This is a genomic window from Massilia oculi (assembly GCF_017582745.1).
GTDB classification, from domain to species: Bacteria; Pseudomonadota; Gammaproteobacteria; order Burkholderiales; family Burkholderiaceae_D; genus Telluria; species Telluria oculi_A.
Genome location: NZ_JAFVIM010000008.1, coordinates 21,233 through 43,343, shown reverse-complemented (window position 1 = coordinate 43,343; position 22,111 = coordinate 21,233). Strand labels below are relative to the sequence as shown.

At 68.2% G+C, this 22,111-nt stretch carries 18 protein-coding genes; 8 read left to right on the top strand and 10 right to left on the bottom strand.

What is annotated here, in order from left to right:
* Positions 1–167: 167 nt before the first annotated feature.
* Both J3U95_RS11380 and J3U95_RS11375 read left to right on the top strand, forming a co-directional pair.
* Positions 168–1,625: a M28 family peptidase gene (locus J3U95_RS11380; protein ID WP_208278710.1), complete on the top strand. Its 1,458-nt coding sequence runs from the start codon at positions 168–170 to the stop codon at positions 1,623–1,625.
* On the top strand, positions 1,540–2,346 hold the full coding sequence (locus J3U95_RS11375) for an MOSC domain-containing protein (protein WP_229519778.1): 807 nt from the start codon (positions 1,540–1,542) through the stop codon (positions 2,344–2,346). The genes J3U95_RS11380 and J3U95_RS11375 overlap by 86 nt, the downstream gene beginning before the upstream one ends.
* Here J3U95_RS11375 and J3U95_RS11370 read toward each other — a convergent pair.
* Both J3U95_RS11370 and J3U95_RS11365 read right to left on the bottom strand, forming a co-directional pair.
* A complete protein-coding gene (locus tag J3U95_RS11370) occupies positions 2,252–3,754 on the bottom strand; it encodes a S41 family peptidase (RefSeq protein ID WP_208278709.1) in 1,503 nt (500 codons plus the stop codon). The two genes, J3U95_RS11375 and J3U95_RS11370, sit on opposite strands and share 95 nt — an antisense overlap.
* 105 nt (positions 3,755–3,859) lie before the next feature.
* The gene (locus tag J3U95_RS11365; protein ID WP_208278708.1) at positions 3,860–4,789 is read right to left on the bottom strand and encodes a DMT family transporter; all 930 of its coding nucleotides are present in this window, start codon (positions 4,787–4,789) and stop codon (positions 3,860–3,862) included.
* Positions 4,790–4,886: 97 nt separating this feature from the next.
* Here J3U95_RS11365 and J3U95_RS11360 point away from each other — a divergent pair, with 97 nt between their 5' ends.
* The 3 genes from J3U95_RS11360 (at position 4,887) to J3U95_RS11350 (ending at position 7,424) form a co-directional block, all read left to right on the top strand.
* Complete coding sequence (locus J3U95_RS11360) at positions 4,887–5,774, top strand: LysR family transcriptional regulator (RefSeq protein ID WP_208278707.1); 888 nt, start codon at positions 4,887–4,889, stop codon at positions 5,772–5,774.
* A 112-nt stretch (positions 5,775–5,886) separates the two neighbouring features.
* Positions 5,887–6,276, top strand: coding sequence for a hypothetical protein (locus J3U95_RS11355; protein WP_109347708.1), 390 nt, complete (start codon positions 5,887–5,889; stop codon positions 6,274–6,276).
* 101 nt (positions 6,277–6,377) lie between these two features.
* Positions 6,378–7,424: a DUF4380 domain-containing protein gene (locus J3U95_RS11350; protein WP_307728379.1), complete on the top strand. Its 1,047-nt coding sequence runs from the start codon at positions 6,378–6,380 to the stop codon at positions 7,422–7,424.
* Here J3U95_RS11350 and J3U95_RS11345 read toward each other — a convergent pair.
* From J3U95_RS11345 to J3U95_RS11325, 5 genes are all read right to left on the bottom strand, one after another.
* Positions 7,413–8,306: an SMP-30/gluconolactonase/LRE family protein gene (locus tag J3U95_RS11345; protein WP_370662062.1), complete on the bottom strand. Its 894-nt coding sequence runs from the start codon at positions 8,304–8,306 to the stop codon at positions 7,413–7,415. The two genes, J3U95_RS11350 and J3U95_RS11345, sit on opposite strands and share 12 nt — an antisense overlap.
* 8 nt (positions 8,307–8,314) lie before the next feature.
* Positions 8,315–9,715 (bottom strand): MFS transporter, encoded by a 1,401-nt coding sequence (locus J3U95_RS11340; protein ID WP_208278705.1) that lies wholly within the window; start codon positions 9,713–9,715, stop codon positions 8,315–8,317.
* A gap of 72 nt (positions 9,716–9,787) precedes the next feature.
* Entirely contained in the window at positions 9,788–11,374 is a 1,587-nt protein-coding gene (locus J3U95_RS11335; protein ID WP_208278704.1) for an aldehyde dehydrogenase (NADP(+)), read from the bottom strand.
* A 2-nt stretch (positions 11,375–11,376) separates the two neighbouring features.
* Positions 11,377–12,288 (bottom strand): 5-dehydro-4-deoxyglucarate dehydratase, encoded by a 912-nt coding sequence (gene kdgD / locus J3U95_RS11330; protein ID WP_208278703.1) that lies wholly within the window; start codon positions 12,286–12,288, stop codon positions 11,377–11,379.
* Positions 12,289–12,412: 124 nt separating this feature from the next.
* Positions 12,413–13,141: a FadR/GntR family transcriptional regulator gene (locus J3U95_RS11325; protein WP_208278702.1), complete on the bottom strand. Its 729-nt coding sequence runs from the start codon at positions 13,139–13,141 to the stop codon at positions 12,413–12,415.
* 189 nt (positions 13,142–13,330) lie between these two features.
* Here J3U95_RS11325 and J3U95_RS11320 point away from each other — a divergent pair, with 189 nt between their 5' ends.
* The 3 genes from J3U95_RS11320 to J3U95_RS11310 all read left to right on the top strand — a co-directional run bounded on the left by J3U95_RS11320 (position 13,331) and on the right by J3U95_RS11310 (position 17,972).
* Positions 13,331–14,026 carry a FadR/GntR family transcriptional regulator gene (locus J3U95_RS11320; RefSeq protein WP_208278701.1) on the top strand — a complete coding sequence of 232 codons (696 nt, stop codon included), beginning with the start codon at positions 13,331–13,333 and terminating at the stop codon, positions 14,024–14,026.
* An 86-nt stretch (positions 14,027–14,112) separates the two neighbouring features.
* A complete protein-coding gene (locus tag J3U95_RS11315; protein WP_109347702.1) occupies positions 14,113–14,865 on the top strand; it encodes a rhamnogalacturonan acetylesterase in 753 nt (250 codons plus the stop codon).
* Positions 14,862–17,972 (top strand): pectinesterase family protein, encoded by a 3,111-nt coding sequence (locus J3U95_RS11310; RefSeq protein ID WP_208278700.1) that lies wholly within the window; start codon positions 14,862–14,864, stop codon positions 17,970–17,972. Before J3U95_RS11315 ends, J3U95_RS11310 begins: the two co-directional genes overlap by 4 nt.
* 6 nt (positions 17,973–17,978) lie before the next feature.
* Here J3U95_RS11310 and J3U95_RS11305 read toward each other — a convergent pair whose 3' ends face one another.
* From J3U95_RS11305 to J3U95_RS11290, 3 genes are read right to left on the bottom strand one after another with little or no spacing between them, the layout of a single operon-like run.
* A complete protein-coding gene (locus J3U95_RS11305; RefSeq protein WP_370662061.1) occupies positions 17,979–20,405 on the bottom strand; it encodes a family 43 glycosylhydrolase in 2,427 nt (808 codons plus the stop codon).
* Positions 20,402–21,277, bottom strand: a complete 876-nt coding sequence (locus J3U95_RS11295) for an aldose 1-epimerase (RefSeq protein WP_208278699.1) — start codon at positions 21,275–21,277, stop codon at positions 20,402–20,404. Before J3U95_RS11295 ends, J3U95_RS11305 begins: the two co-directional genes overlap by 4 nt.
* Positions 21,277–22,110: an NAD-dependent epimerase/dehydratase family protein gene (locus tag J3U95_RS11290; protein ID WP_208278698.1), complete on the bottom strand. Its 834-nt coding sequence runs from the start codon at positions 22,108–22,110 to the stop codon at positions 21,277–21,279. Before J3U95_RS11290 ends, J3U95_RS11295 begins: the two co-directional genes overlap by 1 nt.
* Position 22,111 lies beyond the last annotated feature (1 nt).

Here is a 22,111-nt window from a genome sequence, read left to right as displayed (position 1 = left end):
GAATTACTGTGGAAGACGCATAATACCGGGCGGAAATGCTATGCCAAACGAATAAATAAATACAAGCTTATGCAAATCGCCATCGAAATGCCATCTAGACCATCCGATTGACCGCACTTGCTCAACATGTCATATTGCAATTTTTTCTACCCCAAGGAAGTCAACGCATGCGTCACCTTGTCTCTGCCCTCGGCTTCAGCGTCGCCCTCGCCGGCTGCGCGGTTCATGCCGAAGCCCCACGCGCGCCATACCATGCGGCGCTGACCGCCCACATCTCGGCCGACTCGCTGCGCGGCCACCTGTCCTTCCTCTCGTCCGACCTGCTGGAGGGCCGCGGCACGCCTTCGCGCGGCGTCGACCTGGCGGCCGAATACATTGCCGCCCAGTTCCGCCGCGCCGGGCTCGAAGCGGCCGGCGACGACGGCTACTACCAGACCGCCAACTGGCAATATGCCAAGCGCGGCGAGAAGGACATCACGATCACGGTGACGGCCGGCGGCAAGACCATCGAGGTGCCGCTGGGCGGCGCCTCGGCCAACTTCGTCGATCCGGTCACCCTCAGGAACACGCCGGCCGTGTTCATGCAATGGCAGGCGGCGCTGGACGACAAGAGCGCAGCAAACGGCAAGGTGCTGGTCGTGCCCGCGGCGGCAATCCCGGGCGCGGCCGCCGCCCTGCAATCGAAGCTGCAGAGCAAACCGGCGCTGGTCGTGATGATCGACCGCGAACGCCGCCACAGCCGTACCCAGGGCGGCTGGCTGATCGACCCGAGCCAGCCGGCGGCCAAGGACGGCCCGCCGGTCGTGCTGCTGCACGCGGCCGACGTCGCCGGCACGCTCGAACAAGGCGGCGCCAGCGTGGCGGCCAGGATCGTGGCGCCAACCGTCAGCCCGCTCAAGCTGCGCAATGTGATTGGCGTGCTGCGCGGATCGGACCCGCAACTGAAGAGCACCTACGTCATGCTCAGCGCCCACTACGATCACCTGGGCATCCGCGACGGCGAGATCTACAACGGCGCCAACGACGACGGCAGCGGCACCGTGTCGATGATCGAGATCGCCGCGGCCATGGCCGCCCAGAAGGAGCGTCCGCGCCGCAGCATCGTGTTCGTCGCCCTGTTCGGCGAGGAACTCGGCCTGCTGGGCTCGCGCTACTATGCGAAGCACCCTGTGTTCCCGCTGAAGGACACCGTGATGAACCTGAACCTCGAGCAGCTGGGCCGCACCGACGACAGCGAGGGCCCGCAGGTCTCGTCCGCGACCATGACCGGCTTCGACTACTCGACCGTCGGCACGACCATGCAGCGCGCCGCCGAGCGCACCGGCATCCGCTTCTGGAAGCACCCGACCAACAGCGACCGCTATTTCGCGCGCAGCGACAACCAGGCGCTGGCCGATGCCGGCGTGCCGGCCCACACCCTGGCGGTGGCCTTCGGCTTCCCTGACTACCACGGCAAGGACGACACCTGGGACAAGATCGACTACGACAATATGGTGCGCGTGAACCGCATGATCGCCGTCGCCCTGCAGGACATCGCCAATGACACGGCCAAGCCGGCATGGACCGACGTTCCCAACGCCGCCAGGTACCGCGAAGCGGCGCGCGCGCTGCACGCCGCGCCTTGACGTCAGCGCCCGCCAGGTGATTGCCGAGCTGTCGATCCGCCCCGCCGGCGCGCCCGCGCCAATGCGGGTCGACAGCATGCGGCTGCTCGCCGGCAGCGGCGCCGAGGGCGACCGCCATCTCGACCCGCTGTCGCCACGCCAGCTGCTGCTGGCTTCCCGCGCCGGGTACGCCGCCCTTCTGCTGCCGTCGCAGGCGCTGCGCGAAAACCTGCTGCTCGACGAGGACATCGAACATTTCCCCTCCGGGACCGTGCTGCAGGTCGGCGCCGAGGCGACGATTCGCCTGATGTTCGCCTGCGAAGCCTGCGGCCGGCTCGACCTGCACGGCGAGCGGCTGGCGGCCAGGATCGGCGCCCGGCGCGGCGTCCTGGCGCGGGTGATCCAGGGCGGGGTGATTCGTCCGGGCGATCCGGTGCGCGATCTCGGACAACACTTTGCCTCATGGTCGGACGACTGGCGCCTGCGCATCGCACAGGTGCTCGACGCCGTCCCCCCTGGCGCCGTGGTCGACTACGCGCAGCTGGCGCGCCTGGCAGGCATCCAGTCCAGCTATTGCCGCGCCTTTCCACGCGTCCTGCGCACACTCGGCGCCGCTTATGCGCAGAAGGCCGTCGCTGCGCGCACGCTCACTTCGCTGCCGCGCTGGACGGGGGCGGGCCTGTTCGATCGGGATGCGCTCCCATCTTCCCGCCCAGGATCTGTTCGCCGATCCAGGCCTTGACGGCCGTCGTGTCGAGGATGTTCCCGCTGAAGATCCGGCTCGGACGCTGCGGAATATTGTCCCCCCGTGCGCGGCCGTCGCGTGTGACGACCGGCACCTCGATCACGCCATTCTTGCTCGGCAGCGGCGCCCCGAACCCAGTGCCGGTACGCGAATCGACCGACGTCTCGACGCCCACCTGCTCGACACCCGGGAACCGTTTCAGTTCATCGACGAAGACGATGCACGCGCTGGCGCAGTTGTAGTCGGTCAGCAGCAGTACCCGCGCCTTTACCGGGTTGACCGGTTCCCTGGCCGGCTTCGGGATGGCGCGCGCATTGGGCGGCGTGACGAGGACTGTCTTCCCGGCCTCGACGGCCTGACGGTATTTGACATTGCCCTTGTCGAAAGGCGTGCCGTCGGCAGGAGGCACGAGTTCGCCCGTCTCGGCGGCTTCGTGCTCGCCAAAGAAGGCCATGATCTCGGGCGTGACCCGGTAGACATGCGAGATCTCCAGGCGTGACCGCGCGTGGTAGTCGGCGTAATCCTTGCCATACAGCGCGCGCAGGAAACCCATGAACCATTCATAAGGGCCGCCGCCATTGCCGCGCACGTCGAGGACGATGACGGATTTGTCCCGCAATGCCGGCGCATCGGCCATGAGCTGCTTGAACGCCTTGCCTTCGGCCTGCGTCTGCATGTCGAAGATGCCCAGGCGCACCCAGGCCCCATCGGCGCCGAAGGGCGTGATGCCCGTGACCCGGTCCGTGTAGGCGATCGCGCTGCGCATGTCCGCCGCAAACCTGCTGGCCGCGACCGGCTGCCAGTCGAGGACGATGTCCCGGCCGCCGATCCGGCAGCTGCGCGGGCGCGGCACGAAGGGACTGCCGGCGTCCCTGAAGACCAGGGGCGCGGCCCGGGCCTTGGTCGACTCCAGGCCGGCGATGAGCTGTTCGTAGGTGGCGACACGGCGCACCAGCGCATCCATCGGCTGGCCGTCGCATTGCGTGATTTCCTGGCCGGCCAGGTCGCTGCCCTGGGTAGCGACAAGGTAGCGACCACCACGATAGACTGCCATGAAGCCGGGCCACCCGTAGCTCGATGGCGTCAGCGAATGGCGCAGCGTGAGGTGCAGGTCCTGCAGGGAACCCACGAACGATCCGAGTGCATGACGGTAGCCCGCGTAGCTGTCGACCCGGGCCGAGTCGGCGTCGAATGCGCTCCTCGCCCTGGCCAGTTGCGCCTTGAAAGCGCCGTCGGCCGGGTAGACCGCCGAGATGGATTGCCGCTCGATCCACTCGTGGATGAAATCCGCGTCCGCCCGCGCCATCGCGGCCCAGGGATTCTGCGGCGGCGCCGCAAGCGCCAGCGTCGCCTGCAGGCTGCAAAGACCGAAGGCAAGCGCCTTCAGTGATAAGGTGCGGGTCATGATTCCTCGTTGCTGTCGATGAAAATACATTGCAGCAAGAGTTTTACCATGTCCCACTCGCTTCAAGTGGATCGCCAAATGCGTTTGTGTGTCGCATATCGTGCGCTACCGATGCGGTGGCGCCTTCGGCTTGAGGCGCGCGACACCCAGGATCACCAGCGCCAGGCCCCCGATCTGGTACAGCGACAGTGGCTCTCCCAACAGCAACCATGCTGCGAACAAGGTCAGCACCGGCCCCAGATTGCCCACCGCCGCCGCCTGCGCCGCGCCCATGCGCCCGATGGCCAGCGCCAGCCAGTAGATCGGCAGCGCGGTCGAGACCACGGCCATCAAGCCGCCATTGAGCCAGACCGCCGGCGGCAGCGCCGCCAGCGCGGCCAGGTCGCCGGCCGCCACGAAGTGCCCCAGCACGAACACGCATGAAGCGCTGCCGGCCAGGCCGGCCAGGCGCATGGAGCCGATCCGGCCCACGAGCGCGCCGGTGCCGAGGTAATACATGGCATAGGTCACGGCGCTGGCGAATACCCAGGCCGATCCGACCATCACGTCGCGGCTCCAGCCGGTCACCTGCAGGTCGTGCACGAAGCCGATGCCCAGGCCCAGGTAGCAGATGGCCAGCGCCTGCAAGGTGCGGCTGGACGGCCGCTGGCGCGTGAGGGCAACCTGGAACAGCAGCACCAGGGTCGGATACAGATAGAGGATCAGCCGTTCGAGTCCGGCCGTGATGGTTTCCAGCCCATAGAAGTCGAACAGGCTGGAGAGATAGTAGCCAAGAAAACCCAACACGGCGATATGGATGCCGTCCTTCACCGACAGCGGCGCGGCGTCCCGGTCACGCGCCAGCCAGGCCAGCCACACGAACAGCGGCAACGCGACACCCATGCGCAAGGCCAGCAGGGTCAGCGCATCGACAGGCGCCGCCGCATAAGCCAGCTTGACGAATACCGCCTTCATGCTGAAGCCGGCGGCGGCCAGCACCGCATACAGGCGGCCATCCTGCGACCAGCTGCGCAGGCGTACTTGGGTTGGACTCATGATCAGGGTTCGGTGGTAAAGACCTTATTCTGCCGAGAAAGGTTCCGCGCTAGAATGCGTCAATCCTGGACCCAGCCTTCGCCATCCGAGAAACCCCATGCATGTCGACCTCACCGACCTTCGCCTCCTGCTCGCCATCGCCGATGCCGGAAGCCTCAGCAAGGCCGCCGAGCGCTTCCCGATCGCCCTGTCGGCCGCCAGCAACCGCCTGCGCGGCTTCGAGGACGACTGCGGCCTCGTCGTCTTCACGCGCTCCGCCGGCGGCATGACGCCGACGCCGGCCGGCCGCTTCATCCTGGAGCGCGCCGCGCGCGTGGTCAGCGAGGCCGACCAGCTGCGCGACACCGTGCGCGAGCTGCGCGGGCCGCAGCGCGGCGCGGTGCGGCTGGCCGGCACCACGGTGGCGATCAGCACCTTCCTGCCGGCGGCGCTGGGCGTGTTCCTGGCCGACCACCCGTCGGTCGACCTGCAGCTCGAGGAACGCACCAGCCGCGACATCCTGCAGGCGGTGCGCGCGCGGGAGATCGAGATCGGCATCCTGGATGGCAACGTGGCGACGGGCGACGTGATCTCGCTGCCGTTTCGCACCGACCGCCTGGTGCTGCTGGTGCCGGCCGGCCACCCCCTGACCGAACGCCCGGCCACCCGGATGCGCGATGCCTTCGAGTTCGCCTTCGTCTGCCTGCCGGCCGAGCGTCCGATGCAGCATTTCATCGAGGCGCGTGCGGTCCAGAGCGGCCGGCCGCTCAAGGTCCGGGTGCGGGCGCCCAGCTTCGACGCCATCGCCCAGCTCGTTGCGCAGGACGTCGGCATCGCCATGCTGCCCGAGGCCGCCGCCACCCGCTTCGCGCGCGAGCTGCCGGTCGGCATCGTGCTGCTGGACGATACCTGGGCCAACCGGGAACTTCGACTGTGCTTCGCCGATCCGAATATCTTGTCCCCGCATGCCGAAACGTTGTTACGTTATCTAGCGCACAGCGGATGAGTGTTGGAAATGTTGTAATGACTTCGTCGCGCACGATTGCGGTCGTGGCGTGAGTCAAAAAATTAGCAGTAGGTGTAAGCTAAACGACAACATTTATTTTAAGGAGCACACCATGAAAACCACTATCGCCCTCTCCGCCCTCATGCTGTCCGTCGCCGTGCTGGCTACCGGCTGCAACAAGAACGACAATATGGGTCCGGCACAAGAAGCCGGCGCCGCGATCGACAATGCCGGCCGCACCGTCGCCAATGAAACCCGCGAAGGCGTGGCTGCTGCCGACGCCGCCGCCGAGCGCGCGGGCGACCGTATCGAAGCCGCCGGCGACCGCGCCGAAGCCGCTGCCGACCGTGCCGGCGACCGCATCGACAACGCCACCGCCGAAGTGCGCCAGGAATCGCGTGAAGCCGCCGCCGAGGCCAAGGAAGCCGCCAGCGACGCCACCGCCGCTGCTGGCCGCAGCGTCGAACGCGCCGGCGAAAAAATGCAGGACGCTTCGAAGTAATTCGGTCGTCCCCGAGGCATCGGCAAGCCGCGAAGCCGGGCAACCGGTTTCGCGGCTTGTTCTCTGATATGCTGGAGCGCCCAACGCCCAACGCCCAGCAGATGCCCGCATTCATGCCACGCCCGCACCCTTCTTTTCCGGCGCTCCATCTCGCCTGCCTCTGCCTCCTCGCCACCCCTGCCGCACTCGCATCCGCCCAGCTCCCTTCGCATCGCCTCGACAACGACGTCGTGGAATCGCGCGTATCGGAAGTCGCCGGAGGCCGCCTGCTGTCGTTCGCGCTGAAGGGCAAGCCCAATTTCCTGCTCATCGACGAAGCTGCCGGCGATCCCGGCGTGGCGCCGGATGCCGCGTCGGGCTATATCCGCTACCAGGGCCACGAGGTCTGGATCGGGCCGCAACGCGAATGGTGGGTGCACCAGGACCTCAATCCGGCGCGCGCCGCGGCGAAGGCGACCTGGCCGCCCGATCCCTGGCTGAGCCTTGCGAAGTACGCGCTGGTGGAGAAAAAACAGGGCGAGATCGTGCTCGACAGCCCGGCCAGTCCGGTGTCCGGCATCCAGCTGCGCAAGCGCTATGCCCTGGTCACGGGCAAGCCGGACAGCCTGAGGCTGGAGGCAGAAGCGACCAACCGTAGCGGCAAGCTGGCGGGACGCGACATCTGGTTCAATACGCGCGTGCCGGCGCACACGATGGCCTACATGCCGGTCGCTTCGCAGGAAGACCTCCGGATCGAGCCGTCCGGGGCCTTGCGCTACACGCTGGGTGGCGGCCTGCTGTCGCTGGACTTGCCGATGCCGGGAGACGCCCCACGCAAGGGCAAGCTGTTCGCCCAGCCGTCACACGGCTGGCTGGCGGCGTTCCGCGATGGCCAGGCGCTGGTGATCCAGTTCGCCCACCAGCCGCGCGCAGCGATCCACCCGGCCCAGGGCCAGGTCGAGCTGTACCAGGACGCCGTTGCCGACGCCCCGGGCAAGGGGATGCTCGAGCTCGAGGTGCACGCGCCCTATGTCGAGCTGGCGCCCGGCGCGGCGATGCGGGCGTCGGAGCTGTGGACCATTATGCCCTACACCGGTCCCGCCACCCGCGACGCCCACCTGGATTTCCTGCGCCGGCATGCGGCGCAGCTCGGAATATCAATCCCGTAAAAACGGCGTCTCGGCCACGCCCTTGACGCCGGGACGCAACAACACCACGGCGCCGGCATCCCCGCCCGGGTTGGCCGCGCCTGCCGGATCGATCGACGTCACCAGCAGCAGGTCGAGATCCGGCCCGCCGAAGGCGCACATCGACGGCTTGGCCATCGGCAGCTCGATCTCCCGATCGAGCTTGCCCGCCGGGGTGTAGCGCTGCACCACGCCGCCATCGTTGGCGCAGGTCCAGTAGCAGCCGTCGGCATCGACCGCGGCGCCGTCCGGCCGGCCCTTCTGGCCGTTCAGGTCGAGGAACACCCGCTGCTCATGCGGCAGGCCGGCGTCGACGTCGTAGTCGAAGGCCCAGACCATGCGGCGCTGTGGGTGGGAGTCGGACAGGTACATCGTCTTCCCGTCGGGCGACCAGGCCAGCCCGTTCTGGGTCAGCATATTCGACACCACCGGCCCGTGCAGGCCTTCCCGATTCGAGTAGCGATACAGCCCGCCGACCGCGCGCGCGGCGCCCATGTCCATGAACATGGTGCCGCTCCAGAACCGTCCCTGGCGGTCGCAGCGGCCGTCGTTGAAGCGCATGCCCTCGCCCAGCTCGCTTGCCGCCGGTGCAGCCAGCCGGCTGGCGCCGACCGTGCCGTCGTCGTGCAGGTCGAGATGGAAGATCCCAGTCTCCATTCCCGCCACCAGGCCGCCGCCGCCGCTCGCAGCGATGCAGGCCACCATCTCCGGCGCCAGCCAGCGGCGCAACTCTCCGCTGGCGTGGTCCAGCCGCCAGATGCGGCGGGCGGGAATGTCGACCCAGTACCAGGCCTGTTCCCCCGCATGCCACATCGGGCTCTCACCGGTCGCGCAGTGCACGCCGGCGACGATTTCCATTTCCATCGACATCCTTACAGGTCCTTGATTTCCCGGTGCTGCGGCACCAGCGCCTTCATCACGCACCAGGCCACCAGATAGGCCAGCGCGCAGATCGAGAACATGATCATGTAACCGGTCGACAGCTGGCCCAGCGCGCCATAATAGTCGAACAGCCAGCCACCGAGCTTGGTCAGCAGCACGCCGCCCAGGCCGCCGGCCATGCCGCCGATGCCGACCACCGAGCCCACGCTGTGTTTCGGGAACATGTCCGACACCGTCGTGAACAGGTTGGCCGACCAGGCCTGGTGGGCCGAGGCGCCGATGCCGATCAGGATCACGGGAATCCAGAAGCCAAGGTAGCCCAGCGGTTGCGCCAGCAGCACCACCAGCGGGCACAGCGCGATCAGCAGCATGGCGCGCATGCGGCCGTGATAGATGTCGGCGCCGCGGTTCAGGAAGTAGGTCGGCAGCCAGCCGCCGCCGATACTGCCCACCATCGTCATGCTGTACAGGACGGCGAGCGGCAGGATCATGGCGGTGGCCGACATGCCGTACTGCGCCGACATGTACTTGGGCAGCCAGAACAGGAAGAACCACCACACGCCGTCGGTCAGGAATTTACCGGCGACGAAGGCCCAGGTCTGGCGGTAGCCAAGCAGCTTGAACCACGAGCTCTTGGCCACCTGCGTGTTGTCGACCGCGGCCGCAGCCACGCCTGCACCGGCGTCGCTGTTGATATACGCCAGTTCGGCCGCGCCGACGCGCGGCGAGCGCTCCGGGACGTCGTACAGCCAGATCCAGGCGCCCATCCAGACGAAGCCGATGGCCCCGATCACGATGAAAGCCGCCTGCCAGCCCCAGAACTCGGCGATCACCGGCACCGTCAGCGGCGCCAGGATGGCGCCGACGTTGGCGCCCGAGTTGAAGATGCCGGTCGCGAACGAGCGCTCGCGCTTGGGAAAGTATTCGGCGGTGGCCTTGATCGCGGCCGGGAAGTTGCCCGCCTCGCCGATGGCGAGGATCGCGCGGCCGATCATGAAGCCGGCGATCGACACCGGCACCACGGCCAATCCGATGGCGGTGAAGACGGTGTTGACCGCCTCGCCGATCCAGATCGCGTAGGCGTGGGCGACGGCGCCGAGCGACCACACGACGATGGCCAGCACGTAGGCGCGCTTGGTGCCCATGCGGTCGATCACGCGGCCGGCGAACAGCATCGAGATGGCGTAGACGAACTGGAAGGTGGCCGCGATGTTCGCGTAGTCGGTGTTGGACCAGCCGAATTCGGCTGACAACATCGGCGCCAGCAGGCTGAGGACCTGGCGGTCCAGGTAATTGATGGTGGTGGCGAAGAACAGCAGTGCGCAAATCGTCCAGCGATATTTGCCCACCACCGTCTGTGCCGGTGCGAGGTCGATGACTTGCTGATTCATGGTGATCAGTTCTTTACAAGTTAAAACAGCCGGTGTCTCCCCCGGCTGGTGCTGCGACAGAAACTTACGGCGTTACGCTTTCCCTCCAGCTTGCAGTGCGCCGTCCAGCAGGCGCGCGAGGCCCAGCGGGTTCTCGTCGCGCAGCGCTTCCGGCAGCAGGTTGGCAGGCAGGTTCTGGTAGCACACCGGCCGCAGGAAGCGGTCGATCGCGCTGGCGCCGACCGAGGTGGTGCGGCTGTCGCTGGTGGCCGGGAACGGGCCGCCGTGGACCATCGCGTGCGACACTTCGACGCCGGTCGGGAAGCCGTTGAACAGCACTCGGCCCGCCTTGCGCTCCAGGATAGGCAACAGCGCGCCGGCCAGGCCGTGGTCGGCGGCTTGCGCATGGACGGTGGCGGTCAGCTGGCCGTGCAGGTGCTCGGCCGCCTTCAACAGCTGCTCTGCATCCTTGAAGCGCACCAGCACCGCGGCCGGGCCGAACACTTCGTCTTCGAGCGCCGCGTTACCGAGATAGGTGTCGGCATCGCACAGGTACAGCGCGGCGCGCGCCGCGCAACCGGCGCCCTCTTCGGCCCCCTGGGCCACCAGCTGCAATCCCTCGACCTGGCCGAACTTGGCAACGCCGGTGTTGTACGCCTCATGGATGCCGGCGGTGAGCATGGTGCCGGCGCCCTTGCCCGCCAGCGCCTCGCCGGCCGCCTTGACGAAGGCGTCCAGCTCGGCGCTTTCGAGGGCGAACACCAGGCCCGGGTTGGTGCAGAACTGGCCGACGCCCAGCGTCAGCGAGTCGACGAAGCCCTGCGCCAGGCCGGCGCCGCCGGCCTGCAGCGCGGCCGGCAGCAGGAATACCGGATTCACGCTGCTCATTTCGGCATAGACCGGGATCGGCTCGGAGCGGCCGGCGGCGGTGCGCATCAGCGCAGTGCCGCCCTGGCGCGAACCGGTGAAGCCCACCGCCTTGATCGCGGGGTGGGCCACCAGTTGCTGGCCGACGGTACGGCCATCGCCGTACAGCATCGAGAACACGCCTTCCGGCATGCCGGCTTCCTTCGCGGCGCGCTGGACGGCGCGGCCGACCAGTTCCGACGTGCCTGGGTGGGCGGCATGGGCCTTGACCACGACCGGGCAGCCGGCCGCCAGCGCCGAGGCGGTGTCGCCCCCGGCCACCGAGAACGCCAGCGGGAAGTTACTGGCGCCGAACACGGCGACCGGTCCGAGGCCGATCTTGGAGAGGCGCAGGTCGGGACGCGGCGGCGCACGGTCCGGCAGCGCGCTGTCGATCGTCGCGTCCATGAAGTAACCGTCGCGCACCACCTTGGCGAACAGGCGCAGCTGGTTCACGGTGCGCATCCGCTCGCCTTCCAGGCGCGCCTGCGGCAGGCCGGTCTCCAGCATCGCGCGCTCGATCAGTTCCGGGCCCACGGCCAGGATCTGCTCGGCGATCGCTTCCAGGAAGCGCGCACGCTGTTCGAGCGGCAGTGCGCGATAAGGGTCGAAAGCCTGGCCGGCCAGCGCGCAGGCGCGCTCGACGTCGTCGCCGGTCGCCTGGCCGAAGCCCGGCTCCAGGTTGGCACGGGTGGACGGGTTGAAGCCGAAGGCCTCGCCGGCGGTGCCGCGCACGCACTGCTGGCCAATGATCATTTCGCCGAGAATCGTCATGATTACAGCACTCCGTTCTTCTTCAGCAGGTCGAGCAGCATCGCGTCTTCTTCGGCGGTCAGGTCGGTCAGCGGCGGACGCACCGGACCGGCGCCGTGGCCGACCAGGCGGGCGCCGGCCTTGATGATGCTGACGGCGTAGCCGGCCTTGCGGTTGCGGATCTCGAGGTAAGGCAGGAAGAAGTCGTCGATCAGGCGGTTGGTGGTGTCGGTGTCGCCGGCGGCGGTGGCGTGGTAGAAGTCCATCGCCAGTTGCGGCACGAAGTTGAACACGGCCGACGAATAGACCGGAGTGCCCAGGGCTTTATAGGCGCCGGCATACACTTCGGCGGTCGGCAGGCCGCCCAGGTAGCTGAAGCGGTCGCCCAGCTTGCGCCAGATCGAGACCATCAGTTCGATGTCGCCGTTGCCGTCCTTGAAGCCGATCAGGTTCGGGCAGCGGTCGGCCAGCTTGGCCAGCGAGTCCGGGGTCAGGCGGCAGTTGGCGCGGTTGTAGACCACGACGCCGATCTTGACCGAGCGGCACACCGCCTCGACGTGGGCGATCAGGCCGTCCTGGCTGGCTTCGGTCAGGTAGTGCGGCAGCAGCAGCAGGCCCTTGGCGCCCTGGCGCTCGGCTTCCTGGGCGTGCGCGATGGCGGTGCGGGTCGGACCGCCGCAACCGGCCAGGATCGGCACCACGCCGGCGCAGGTGTCGACCGCGGTCTTGATGATCTGGCCGTATTCCTCGCCATGCAGCGAGAAGTATTCGCCGGTGCCGCCGGCAGCGAACAGCGCGGTCGCGCCGAACGGCGCGAGCCATTCGAGGCGCGCGGCGTAGCCCTTCGGATCGAACTCGCCCTGCGCGTCGAAGTCGGTGATCGGGAAGGACAGCAGGCCGTGCGACAGGACTTGCTTGAGTTCATTTGGTTGCATTGCTTAGGTCTCCGTAGGTCTAGGTGTTGGACGAAAAAGTATGTTGACGAATGATCAGTCAACTCAGTTGTAAGTCATCGTACAACCTAGCGAAGTCGACCGCAAGCAAAATGTGCGGCAATCTTTAGTTGAGGGCTCCTTCCAGGCGGCGCTGCGCCTGCACCAGGCGTTCGCGGCTGTTCGAAAGGTGGGTGCGCATCGCCGCCCGCGCCGCTTCCGGGTCGCGTCGCTCGATAGCGCGGAAGATGTCGTCGTGCTCGCGGCTGACGCGTTCGAGGAAATCGGCCGGCTTGTCCTGCTCCAGCTTGGGCGTATCGAGGCGCGCGCGCGGGATGATGGCATTGCCCAGCTGTTCGAGGATGTCGACGAAATAGCGGTTGCCGGTGGCCTGGGCGATCAGCAGGTGGAAGCGCTTGTCGGCGTCCACCGCCGACCTGCCCTCTGCCATCGCCTGCTGCATCTCGAGCAGCGCGCCGGCCAGCTCGTCGACCTGGTCTTCGCTGCGCCGGCTGGCCGCCAGGCCCGCCGTCTCGGTCTCGACGCCGATGCGCAGCTCGAGGATGGACAGCACGTCGCGCAAGGTCAGGATGCTCTCGGCATCGAGGCCGAGGCCCGACTGCGGACGGTCCAGCACGAAGGTGCCGATGCCGTGCCGGGTCTGCACCAGGCCGGCCGCCTGCAGGTGCGAGATCGCCTCGCGCACCACGGTGCGGCTGACCCCGTACTGCGTCATCAGGGACGATTCGGTGGGCAGCTTGTCGCCCGGTTTGAGCATGCCGTCGCGGATGATGCCGGTGACCTGCTCGACCACGCCCTGTGCCAGACTGCGGTGCTTGCGCTGCGGGAGTACCATGATTGCCTAAGAATGAAGTTAAAGAGAATTCAGTTGATTATACCTTGGTACAAGTTGTCAGACGTCTTATGAGCAGACGTCTTTTCTTGCATCATTGGTATGTCCACCTTGCGGGATTGGTCTGGCCAAATTAGAATCGCCTGACCGTCACCTACCCGTCGGTCATCACGCCGACAGCGCCCCCGCCACATGAAAAAAGTTCCAGCAATCGCCGAGCCAGGCCAGGAGCCGCGCCTGTACCGCGTCGTCGCCGCGCGCATCCAGGATCTGATCCGGGACGAAAAGATCCAGCCCGGCACGCGGCTGCCTGCGGAGCGCGAGCTGGCCGCCAAGCTCGAAGTCAGCCGCGCCTCGCTGCGCGAGGCGCTGATCGTGCTGGAGTTGTCGGGCATCGTCGAGGTGCGCGGCGGTTCCGGTGTCTATGTCAGCGAGAAGGCGGTGGCGCCGTCCGACGTGCCGGAAGCCGGCCCGGGCCCATTCGAGGTGCTGGCCGCGCGCCGCATGATCGAATCGGAGATCGCCGCCCTTGCCGCCAAGAACGCCACCGATTCGGCGATCGACGCCATCCTGAAGGCGGTCGAAGAGATGGAGCGCCAGCACGACGACCGCGCCAGCAACGAGAATGCCGACCGCAACTTCCACCTGGCGCTGGCGCGCGCCACCGGCAACACCGCCATGGTGGGCGTGATCGAATACCTGTGGGCCCAGCGCGGCAGCCTGTGGCACAAGCTGAAGGAACACTTCCAGACCGAGGAATTGCGCAAGCAAACCCTGCTCGACCACCGCAACATCCTGGCCGCGATCGCCTCGCACGATGCGCCTGCTGCCCGCGCCGCGATGCGTGCACACCTGGAGCGCGTGACGCGAACGTTCTCGCGCGGCTAGCTGATTGCCAGACAAGCGCATGGCCTGACCGCTTGCTAAATTGGTCAGGCCAAAATAGAATCCGGCAAACCCCTTGGAGTTTGCCAATGCCGTTTCATTTCCGCGCTCGTCGCTTCCTGCCGCGCTTCCTGCCGCTCTTCCTGCCGCTCGTTCTGCCGGCCTTTCTTGCGACCGGCGCCAGCGCCGCTCCCGACAGGCCGCTGCGCCTGATCCTCGTGGGCGACTCGACCATGGCCAGCAGCACCGGTTATGGCGACGCACTGTGCGCCCGCCTCACTCCCGACACCGCCTGCCTCAACCTGGCGCGCGGCGGTCGCAGCTCGGGGAGCTTCCGCGCCGAAGGCCGCTGGGACGAGGTGCAGTCGCTGCTGCGCGCTGGCGAGGCATTCGGGGCAAGCTACGTCCTGATCCAGTTCGGCCACAACGACCAGCCCGGCAAGCCGGGACGTTCGACCGACATCGTAAACGAGTTCCCGGCCAATATGCGGCGCTACGTCGAGGAGACCCGGGCCGCCGGCGGCATCCCGGTGTTGGTGACGCCGCTGACGCGGCGCAGCTTCCGCGGCGCCTGGGTGCATGACGACCTCGCGCCTTGGTCGGCCGCGGTACGCCAGGTCGCGCGTGAGACGACGACCGCGCTGGTCGACCTGAACGCGCTGTCGATGGCCGACGTCCAGGCCATGGGACCGCGCCAGGCCGACGCCCTGGCCCGCGCCGGCGCAAACTTCGACCACACGCACGTCGGGCCGGCCGGAGCCGAGCGCTACGGGAGCATGATGGCGCACGCCTTGCGGCGCCAGGTGCCCGGCATGGCCGCCGCATTCGGGAGCGCCCGATGAGCGCCGCCCTGGCGGCGGTTGCGCTAGCCCTGGCGGGGGCGGTCAGCGAGCGTCAGCATGCGCCCGGCGACGGCTGGGCGGCCCAGGAGGGCGGCACGCGCGGCGGCGCCATGGCGGCCCCTGCCCACGTCTACACGGTGCGCAGTCCGGACGAGTTGCTGGCGGCGCTGCAGGTTCCGGCAACTGCGCCGGCGCCGGCCCGCATCGTGCGCGTCGCAGCCAGCATCGACATGAGCGCGGGCCGACCTTTTCAAGACGCCGCAGACCAGGCGCGCCGCGGCGTGGTGCGCATTCCCGCCAACACCACCCTGCTCGGCGTGACGCCGGGCGCCGGCTTCGTCAACGCCAGCCTGGTCGTATCCGGCGTGTCGCAGGTCATCGTGCGCAACCTGATGCTCCGGAATCCCTGCGACGTCGAACCGCAGTGGGACCCGCGGGACGGGGCCAGGGGCAACTGGAATGCGCGCTACGACGGCATCAGCGTCTCGAACGCCCATCACGTCTGGATCGACCACAACAGCTTCACCGACGCGCCGGTGACTGACGATACCCAGCCGGTGGAAAACGGCATGCCCAGGCAGTGCCACGACGGCGCGCTGGACATCACCAATGGCTCGGACTTCGTCAGCGTCACCTACAACCGCTTCGCGCAGCACCAGAAGAACACCCTGGTGGGCGGCAGCGACCGCGCGCAGGGCGACCGTGAGCACCTGCGCGTGACCTTCAAGGGCAACCTGTTCGAGCACGTGAGCGAACGCGCGCCGCGCGTGCGCTACGGCCAGGTGCACCTGCTGAACAACTACCACGTCGGCGACCGCAAGCATCCCGTGTATGCGCACGCCTACAGCGTGGGCGTCGGCACCGAAGCCCACGTCATTGCCCATGCCAATGCCTACGAGATCCTGGGCGCGACCGGCTGCGCACAGGTGGTGCGCGCGCCAGGCGGCAGCGCCGGCGTCCACATCGATCAGGATTCGGTCCTGAATGGCCAGCCATTGGCCGGCTGCCCGTATGGCGGCGACGCCGGCTGGCGCGTGCCCTACATGTTCGCCGCCCTGCCCGCGCACGAGGTGCCGCGTCATGTTCTGGCCCACGCAGGCCCGCGCCCCCTCGACCGGGAGAACGGCGTCGTCGAGGCGCGCCTGGTAGTGAAGGCCGGCGCGCCACCGTTCGTCCTGCAGGCGCGGCGGGATGAGCACGGTGGCTGGCAAGGCGCAAGCGTGCGCGCCATCGACGACGGCGCCACGCTCCAGGTCGAGCTGCTGGAAGCACGCGGCGGCGGACCAGTGCGCCTCAAGCAGGTCAGGCGGCGCGCGCCGCTGGTGGGTACGCCGCTGGTGCTGCGCGTGGAAAGTCAGGCCGGCATGCTGTCGGCCTGGCTCGATGGCGAGCGGGTGACGTCGAGCCAGGTCGCGCCGCTGGCCGCCAGCGCGCCGGCGGCCTGGGACGCCGCGGGGCATGCACTGCTCGACCTGCGCGACGGTCCGGCCGGCCTGCCTGCGGAGCGCATCGCCCTGCGGCTCGGCGCGAACACGCTGGCCTTGCAGGCCGGCGATCCGGCCGAGAGCGTCGTCGTCACGGGGCAGGCATCGCTCGTCACCTCCAGCGATCCCGGTGTCGCCTCGGTCGCCCGCGCTGACGGCCGGCTGCTGGTCACGCCGCTCAAACCCGGGCGCGCCACCATCACCGTCGGCGGCCCGGACCCGGCCTGGCAGCAAGCCACGTTCGCGCTGGAAGTCGGTACGCCATTCGCCGGGCCACGACGCACCGCGCTGCCGGCAGCGCGCCTGCGCCCGGCGCATGCCGAACGCGGCGTCCCGCCGGACACGCCGCTGCTGATGACCTTCGATCGTCCTCCAGTCCTGAGCGGCGCCGGCAGCGTGCGCATCGTGCGGCGCCATGATGGCGCGCAACTCGCGACGATACGGCCCGGCGAAACCGTCATCGCGCTCGGCCCGGCCGGGAAGCAGCGCCTGCTACGCCACCAGCCAATCTCGGTCGAAGGCCATGCGGTGCGCATTCGCCTGCCGCTCAAGCTCGGCTACGGCGTCGAGTACGAAGCCGTCGTCGATCCGGCCCTGCTGCGCGACCCGGCGTTCAAGGGAGCGCGCTGGACCTTCCGCACCACACCCTATCCGCCTGTCGGCGACAGCGTGACGGTGGATGACGATGGCCGCGCCGATTTCCGCACCGTGCAGGGCGCGCTCGACCATGCGATGACGCTGCCGCGCGCGCAGGCGGTGACCGTCAACGTGCGCAGCGGCGTCTACCCGGAACTGCTCTACCTGCGCGACAAGGACAAGCTGATGCTGCGCGGGCAGAGCCGCGAGGCGACCATCATCCGGGCGGCCAACAGCGATGCGCGCAACCCGGGTTCAGAAGGACGGGCGCAATTCCTGGTCCAGGGCAGCGACCTGCTCGAGATCCGCGACCTGACGCTGCACAACACGACGCGCCGCAGCGACGGCCACTCGGCCCAGGCCGAAACGCTCTTCTTCAGCAACGACAAAGGCAGGCTCATCGCCCGCAACGCCGCCTTCCTCAGCGAGCAGGACACGCTGCAGCTGACCGGCTATGCCTGGATCCACCGCTCGCTGGTCGAGGGCAACGTCGACTTTATCTGGGGTAACAATCGCGCGGCGCTGTTCGAGGAGAGCGAGATCCGCAGCGTCGGCGACAGCGCGTCGATCCAGAACGGCGGCTACCTGGTGCAGGCAAGGACTGTCGAACGCGATGATCCTGGCTTCGTCTTCCTGCGCTCGCGGCTGACGCACGGACCAGGGCCAGCGGGGAACCTGCCGCCGCCCGGCAGCGTGTATCTCGCCCGCTCTCCGGGGACCGCCCACACATGGGACAACGTCGCCTTCATCGGCAACTCGGTCGACCGCCACATCGCCGCCGAGGCCTGGCTGCGCCAACCGGCGCCGAATCCGCAGGCCGCAGATGCGGTATCGGGCTGGCGCGAATCCGGCAATACGGCGCCGGATGGGACGCCGCGATCCTTCGGTGGCTATCGCCTGCGTGAAGAAGAAGCGCGCGACTGGTCGGCCCGCAGCGGCATATTCAAGCGCTTCAACGACGGCCAGGGCTGGGAACCCCTGCCATGAACAGGTTCAGGGCGTGATGCGGACGTAGTCGACGTCCGCGTGCGCGCCCGGCGCCCCGGTGGCGAACAGCGCCAGTTGCGCGCCCACCCAGCGCCCCATGCGCGCCTCGAACGGCGTGCCGAGCGCAACGAAGCCGCCGCCATCGGCGCTGTACGAGAACGCCACCCGCGCGCCATCCGTCACGTCGATCTTCAGGCGCACGTCGAGGCGCGGCAGCGCAGCCCCGACCTCTTCCACGCATGGCCCGCCCTCGCCGCAGCGCATTGTCACCATTCGAGGAACTCCGGCAACCTGGCGCACCCCGAACCAGTTGTCCGCCAGCCCCGCGATGCCGAAGCCGGCCTGGTCGCCATCGCGCACCGCGTTCAGGCGCACGCTTGCCGTCGCGCTGAACGTCGGCGCCACGAATTTATGGGTCAGCACCGACGCCAGCTGGCGCAACGGCGCCTGCGGCTGGGCGTTCAGGCGCAGCTTGCCGTCCCCCAGCGCATACCAGCCGGTCTTCCAGTTGGCGGCCCATTGCCACTGCGGGCCGAGCGTCGCTCCGTCGAACTCGTCGCCGACCGCAGGCTGACGCCGCGGATAGGCGCCCGCCACCGGCTTGTCGTGCTCCAGCACCGGCTGGCCGACGCCAGGGGCAGCGGACGGCTCGCCAATCAGCGGCCAGCCGTCCTGCCAGCGCATCGGTTGCAGGTGCACCACGCGGCCATAGGCGCGCTTGTCCTGGAAGTGGAAGAACCAGTCAGTCCCTTCCAGCGTCCTGACCCAGGCGCCCTGGTGCGGGCCATTGACGTCGGTGGTCGACTGGGCCAGCACGATGCGGTCCTCGTACGGCCCCTCGATCGAACGCGAACGGAACACCGACTGCCAGCCATGCTCGACGCCGCCGGCCGGGGCGAACACGTAGTACCAGCCATCGGCCTTGTACAGCTTCGGTCCTTCCAGCGTGCGGTAGGCCGGCAGACGATTGCCGTCGATGACCACCTTGCCTTTGTCGTCCTGCAGGCTGCGGCCATCGGGCGCCATGCGACGCAAGGTCAAGACATTATTGAAGCCGGCGCGGCTTTTCGCCCAGGCGTGCAGCAGCCAGGCCTTGCCGTCGTCGTCCCACAGCGGCGTCGGGTCGATGATGCCCTTGCCCGGCAGGAGCAGGTGCGGCGCGCTCCATGGGCCGTTGAAACTGGTCGCGGTGGTGACGAACACGCCCTGGTCGGGATCCGGATAGAAGATCCAGAACTTGCCGTCGTGGTAGCGCAGGCACGGCGCCCAGACGCCCTTGCCGTGTTGGGGCGTCGCGAACGCCGCCTCGGGCACGAGGCGCGGCAGCGCATGGCCCGTCAGCTCCCAGTTGACCATGTCCTTCGACGTCAACAGGGGCAAGCCGGGCGAGTTGGCGAAGCTCGACGCCACCATGTAGTAGGTGTCCCCCACGCGGATCACGTCCGGGTCGGAGTAATCGGCGTGCAGGATCGGATTGCGGTAGCGGCCATTTCCCAGGTCGGGCGACCAGGGCGCCCGGGCCGGCATGGGGCCGAGTACTCGCCCCAGGAAGTCGCCCATCGCGTCCACGGTCGGCGCCAGCCACGGGTCGAACAGCCAGAACGCGTGCGGCGTACCGGGCAGCGCCACGGTCTCGGCCAGGACGCCATGGCTCCGCAGCTTGGCCATCATCGCTTCGCGCCCGGCCGAGAAGCGCGGCACACCGCTCACGATGAACAGGACCGGCGGGCTCGCCATGTCGACATGCGAAATCGGCGACGCTGCATGCCATACCTCACGCTGTTCGGCATAGCGCCCGCCAAACCAGGCGCCGGCGGCCGACGGACTCTTGGCTGGGTCGTCCTCGTGACGCAGGGCTTCGGCGGAGGTGAAGTCGGACAGGCCATCGATATTGACGACCGCCCGGATGGCGCCCCGATCCGTCATGCCGACCAGGGCGGCAATCTGCCCTCCGGCCGAACCGCCTGCGATCGCCACGCGCGCCGGATCGACGCCGAAGCGCTCAGCGCTCGCCTGCAGCCAGCCTACGGCTTGCCTGACGTCGTCGATCGCCGCTGGGTAAGGTGCCTGGCCGGACAGGCGATAGCTGACGCTGGCGGCAGCATAGCCACGCGCTGCCAGCCGCGCCGCCAGCGGCGCCATCTCGCTACGGTCGCCGCTGCGCCAGCCGCCGCCGTGGACCAGCACGACCAGCGGCGCCGGCCTCTTGCCTCGCGCGGGCAGGTACAGGTCGAGCGCCAGTGAAGTGTCGCCCCGGACCGCATAGACCAGGTCCTTGCGCACCTGGACTGGAGCCGGCGCCGTGCCGCTGGCGATGCGGATGAACGGATAGTCGGCCGCCAATTTGCGGTAGGTAGTCTCGGCATTGTAAGGCTGCGGCTGCGCGCTTGCCGCAGCAAATGGCAGCAACAAGGCCAGCGGCCAGCGCCTCACAGCACACTGCCCCTGAACACGACGCGGCGACGCAGGCTGGCGCCCGGCGCCAGGATGCTCAAGCCCGGATAGCCCGGCAGATTATGGGCGTTGATCGGGTGGTCGACCGGTTCGAAACAAAAGAAGTCGCGTCCGGGTGGCGCGTACAGGATGAAGTAATCCATGTTGGCCTCGATGCTCAGGCCCACGCCGCGCGCCGGCCAGGTAACGTGGGCCGTCCCGTCCCAACCGTCGAAAACGTTATCGACGCCATGCTCGGGCAGGCGGGCCGGATCGACGAAGTTCCAGTCCGGTGGCAGGGGCCCGCGCATCGACGGCAGCTTGTCGGCGCCTGCCAGCCACACCTGGGATGCCCTGGCCTGCAGGCGCGCGCCTTGTGGATCGGGAAGCCAGGGATGCAGGCCAAGGCCGAACGGCAAGGCGTATTTGCCGGCGTTGCGCACTTCCAGTTCCACCACCAGCGCATCGCCTTCCAGGGCATAGCGCAGCGCGGCGTCATAGGAAAACGGCGAAGCAGCATGGCGCTTCAGGCGCAGCAGCGCCGAATCGGGGGTGTGGGACATCACTTCCCACGCCTGCTGCCAGCCGTCGCCATGGATCGGACATGGTTCGCCGGCGCGATTCGGCGCCGGCACGTGACGTCGGTCATCGAACGCGAAGCCAAACGGCGCCATGCGGTTCGACCACGGCACGAGAGGAAAGCACGCAAGTTGCGAAGGCAGCGGCACTTCCTGCGTGTCCGTTGCCAGGGGCCGCAACAGCGGCTGCGGGCTCGCTCCGCCCAGCCAGTCGAGGCGACCGAGACCGCCCCCCGCCTGCGGCACGACGTCGGCACGCAGGCGGCCGTTCCCGAGCTGCAGGCGCTGCAGCATCAGTATTGCGGACCGTCGAGCAGGAACTTCCCGCCCTGGTACATCGTGGTCACGTCGTCCTGGGCCGGGAACTCGGAGGTATCCGGGAACAGGTGGGCGAACTTGCTCGAGCTGTCCTTTGGCTTGTAGCCGAGGTGCGATGCCAGGCGGTTGTCCCACCAGGTGCTGTCGTTGTCCGACTGGCCGTACACGATGGTGTGGCCGACGCGCGGCGCGAACAGCGAGCAGCGCAGCAGCTCGGTCAGGTCGTCGTAGGAGAGGAAGGTGCTCATCATGCGCTTGTTGGCCGGCTCCGGGAAGCTCGAGCCGATGCGGATGCAGACGGTCTCGATGCCGAAGCGGTCGAAGTAGTAGCGCGCCATCTGTTCGCCGAACACCTTCGACAGGCCGTAGTAGCTGTCCGGGCGGGTCGGCGAGTTCGCATCGAGCACCTCGGTGGTGCGGTGGTAGCCGATGGCGTGGTTGGAGCTGGCGAAGACCACGCGCCGGGTGCCGGCCTTGTGCAGCGCCTCGTACAGGTTGGCAACGCCCAGGATGTTGGCCTGCATGATCGGTTCGAACGGCTTTTCCGTCGAAATGCCGCCGAAGTGCAGCACCGCGTCCACGCCTTCCAGGAGCTTGATCACCGCCTCCTTGTCGGCCAGGTCGCACTGGACGATCTCTTCGCCCTCGCGCGCCTCGCCCATGTCCGCCACGTCCGACAGGCGCACCACCTCGGCCCATGGCTTGATGCGGTCGCGCAGCACCTTGCCCAGGCCGCCGGCGGCGCCGGTCAGCAGGATGCGCTTGAACGGCTTGCCAATCTTCTTCGTACTGCCTACTCCTTCGGTCATT

Coding starts and splice junctions, on each gene's coding strand:
- J3U95_RS11360 (WP_208278707.1), top strand. CDS start 4,887: ATGCATGTCGACCTCACCGACCTTCGCCTCCTGCTCGCCATCGCCGAT.
- kdgD (WP_208278703.1), bottom strand. CDS start 12,288: ATGCAACCAAATGAACTCAAGCAAGTCCTGTCGCACGGCCTGCTGTCC.
- J3U95_RS11335 (WP_208278704.1), bottom strand. CDS start 11,374: ATGACGATTCTCGGCGAAATGATCATTGGCCAGCAGTGCGTGCGCGGC.
- J3U95_RS11340 (WP_208278705.1), bottom strand. CDS start 9,715: ATGAATCAGCAAGTCATCGACCTCGCACCGGCACAGACGGTGGTGGGC.
- J3U95_RS11320 (WP_208278701.1), top strand. CDS start 13,331: ATGAAAAAAGTTCCAGCAATCGCCGAGCCAGGCCAGGAGCCGCGCCTG.
- J3U95_RS11350 (WP_307728379.1), top strand. CDS start 6,378: ATGCCCGCATTCATGCCACGCCCGCACCCTTCTTTTCCGGCGCTCCAT.
- J3U95_RS11355 (WP_109347708.1), top strand. CDS start 5,887: ATGAAAACCACTATCGCCCTCTCCGCCCTCATGCTGTCCGTCGCCGTG.
- J3U95_RS11365 (WP_208278708.1), bottom strand. CDS start 4,789: ATGAGTCCAACCCAAGTACGCCTGCGCAGCTGGTCGCAGGATGGCCGC.
- J3U95_RS11370 (WP_208278709.1), bottom strand. CDS start 3,754: ATGACCCGCACCTTATCACTGAAGGCGCTTGCCTTCGGTCTTTGCAGC.
- J3U95_RS11295 (WP_208278699.1), bottom strand. CDS start 21,277: ATGCTGCAGCGCCTGCAGCTCGGGAACGGCCGCCTGCGTGCCGACGTC.
- J3U95_RS11325 (WP_208278702.1), bottom strand. CDS start 13,141: ATGGTACTCCCGCAGCGCAAGCACCGCAGTCTGGCACAGGGCGTGGTC.
- J3U95_RS11380 (WP_208278710.1), top strand. CDS start 168: ATGCGTCACCTTGTCTCTGCCCTCGGCTTCAGCGTCGCCCTCGCCGGC.
- J3U95_RS11375 (WP_229519778.1), top strand. CDS start 1,540: ATGACACGGCCAAGCCGGCATGGACCGACGTTCCCAACGCCGCCAGGT.
- J3U95_RS11310 (WP_208278700.1), top strand. CDS start 14,862: ATGAGCGCCGCCCTGGCGGCGGTTGCGCTAGCCCTGGCGGGGGCGGTC.
- J3U95_RS11290 (WP_208278698.1), bottom strand. CDS start 22,110: ATGACCGAAGGAGTAGGCAGTACGAAGAAGATTGGCAAGCCGTTCAAG.
- J3U95_RS11315 (WP_109347702.1), top strand. CDS start 14,113: ATGCCGTTTCATTTCCGCGCTCGTCGCTTCCTGCCGCGCTTCCTGCCG.
- J3U95_RS11345 (WP_370662062.1), bottom strand. CDS start 8,306: ATGGAAATGGAAATCGTCGCCGGCGTGCACTGCGCGACCGGTGAGAGC.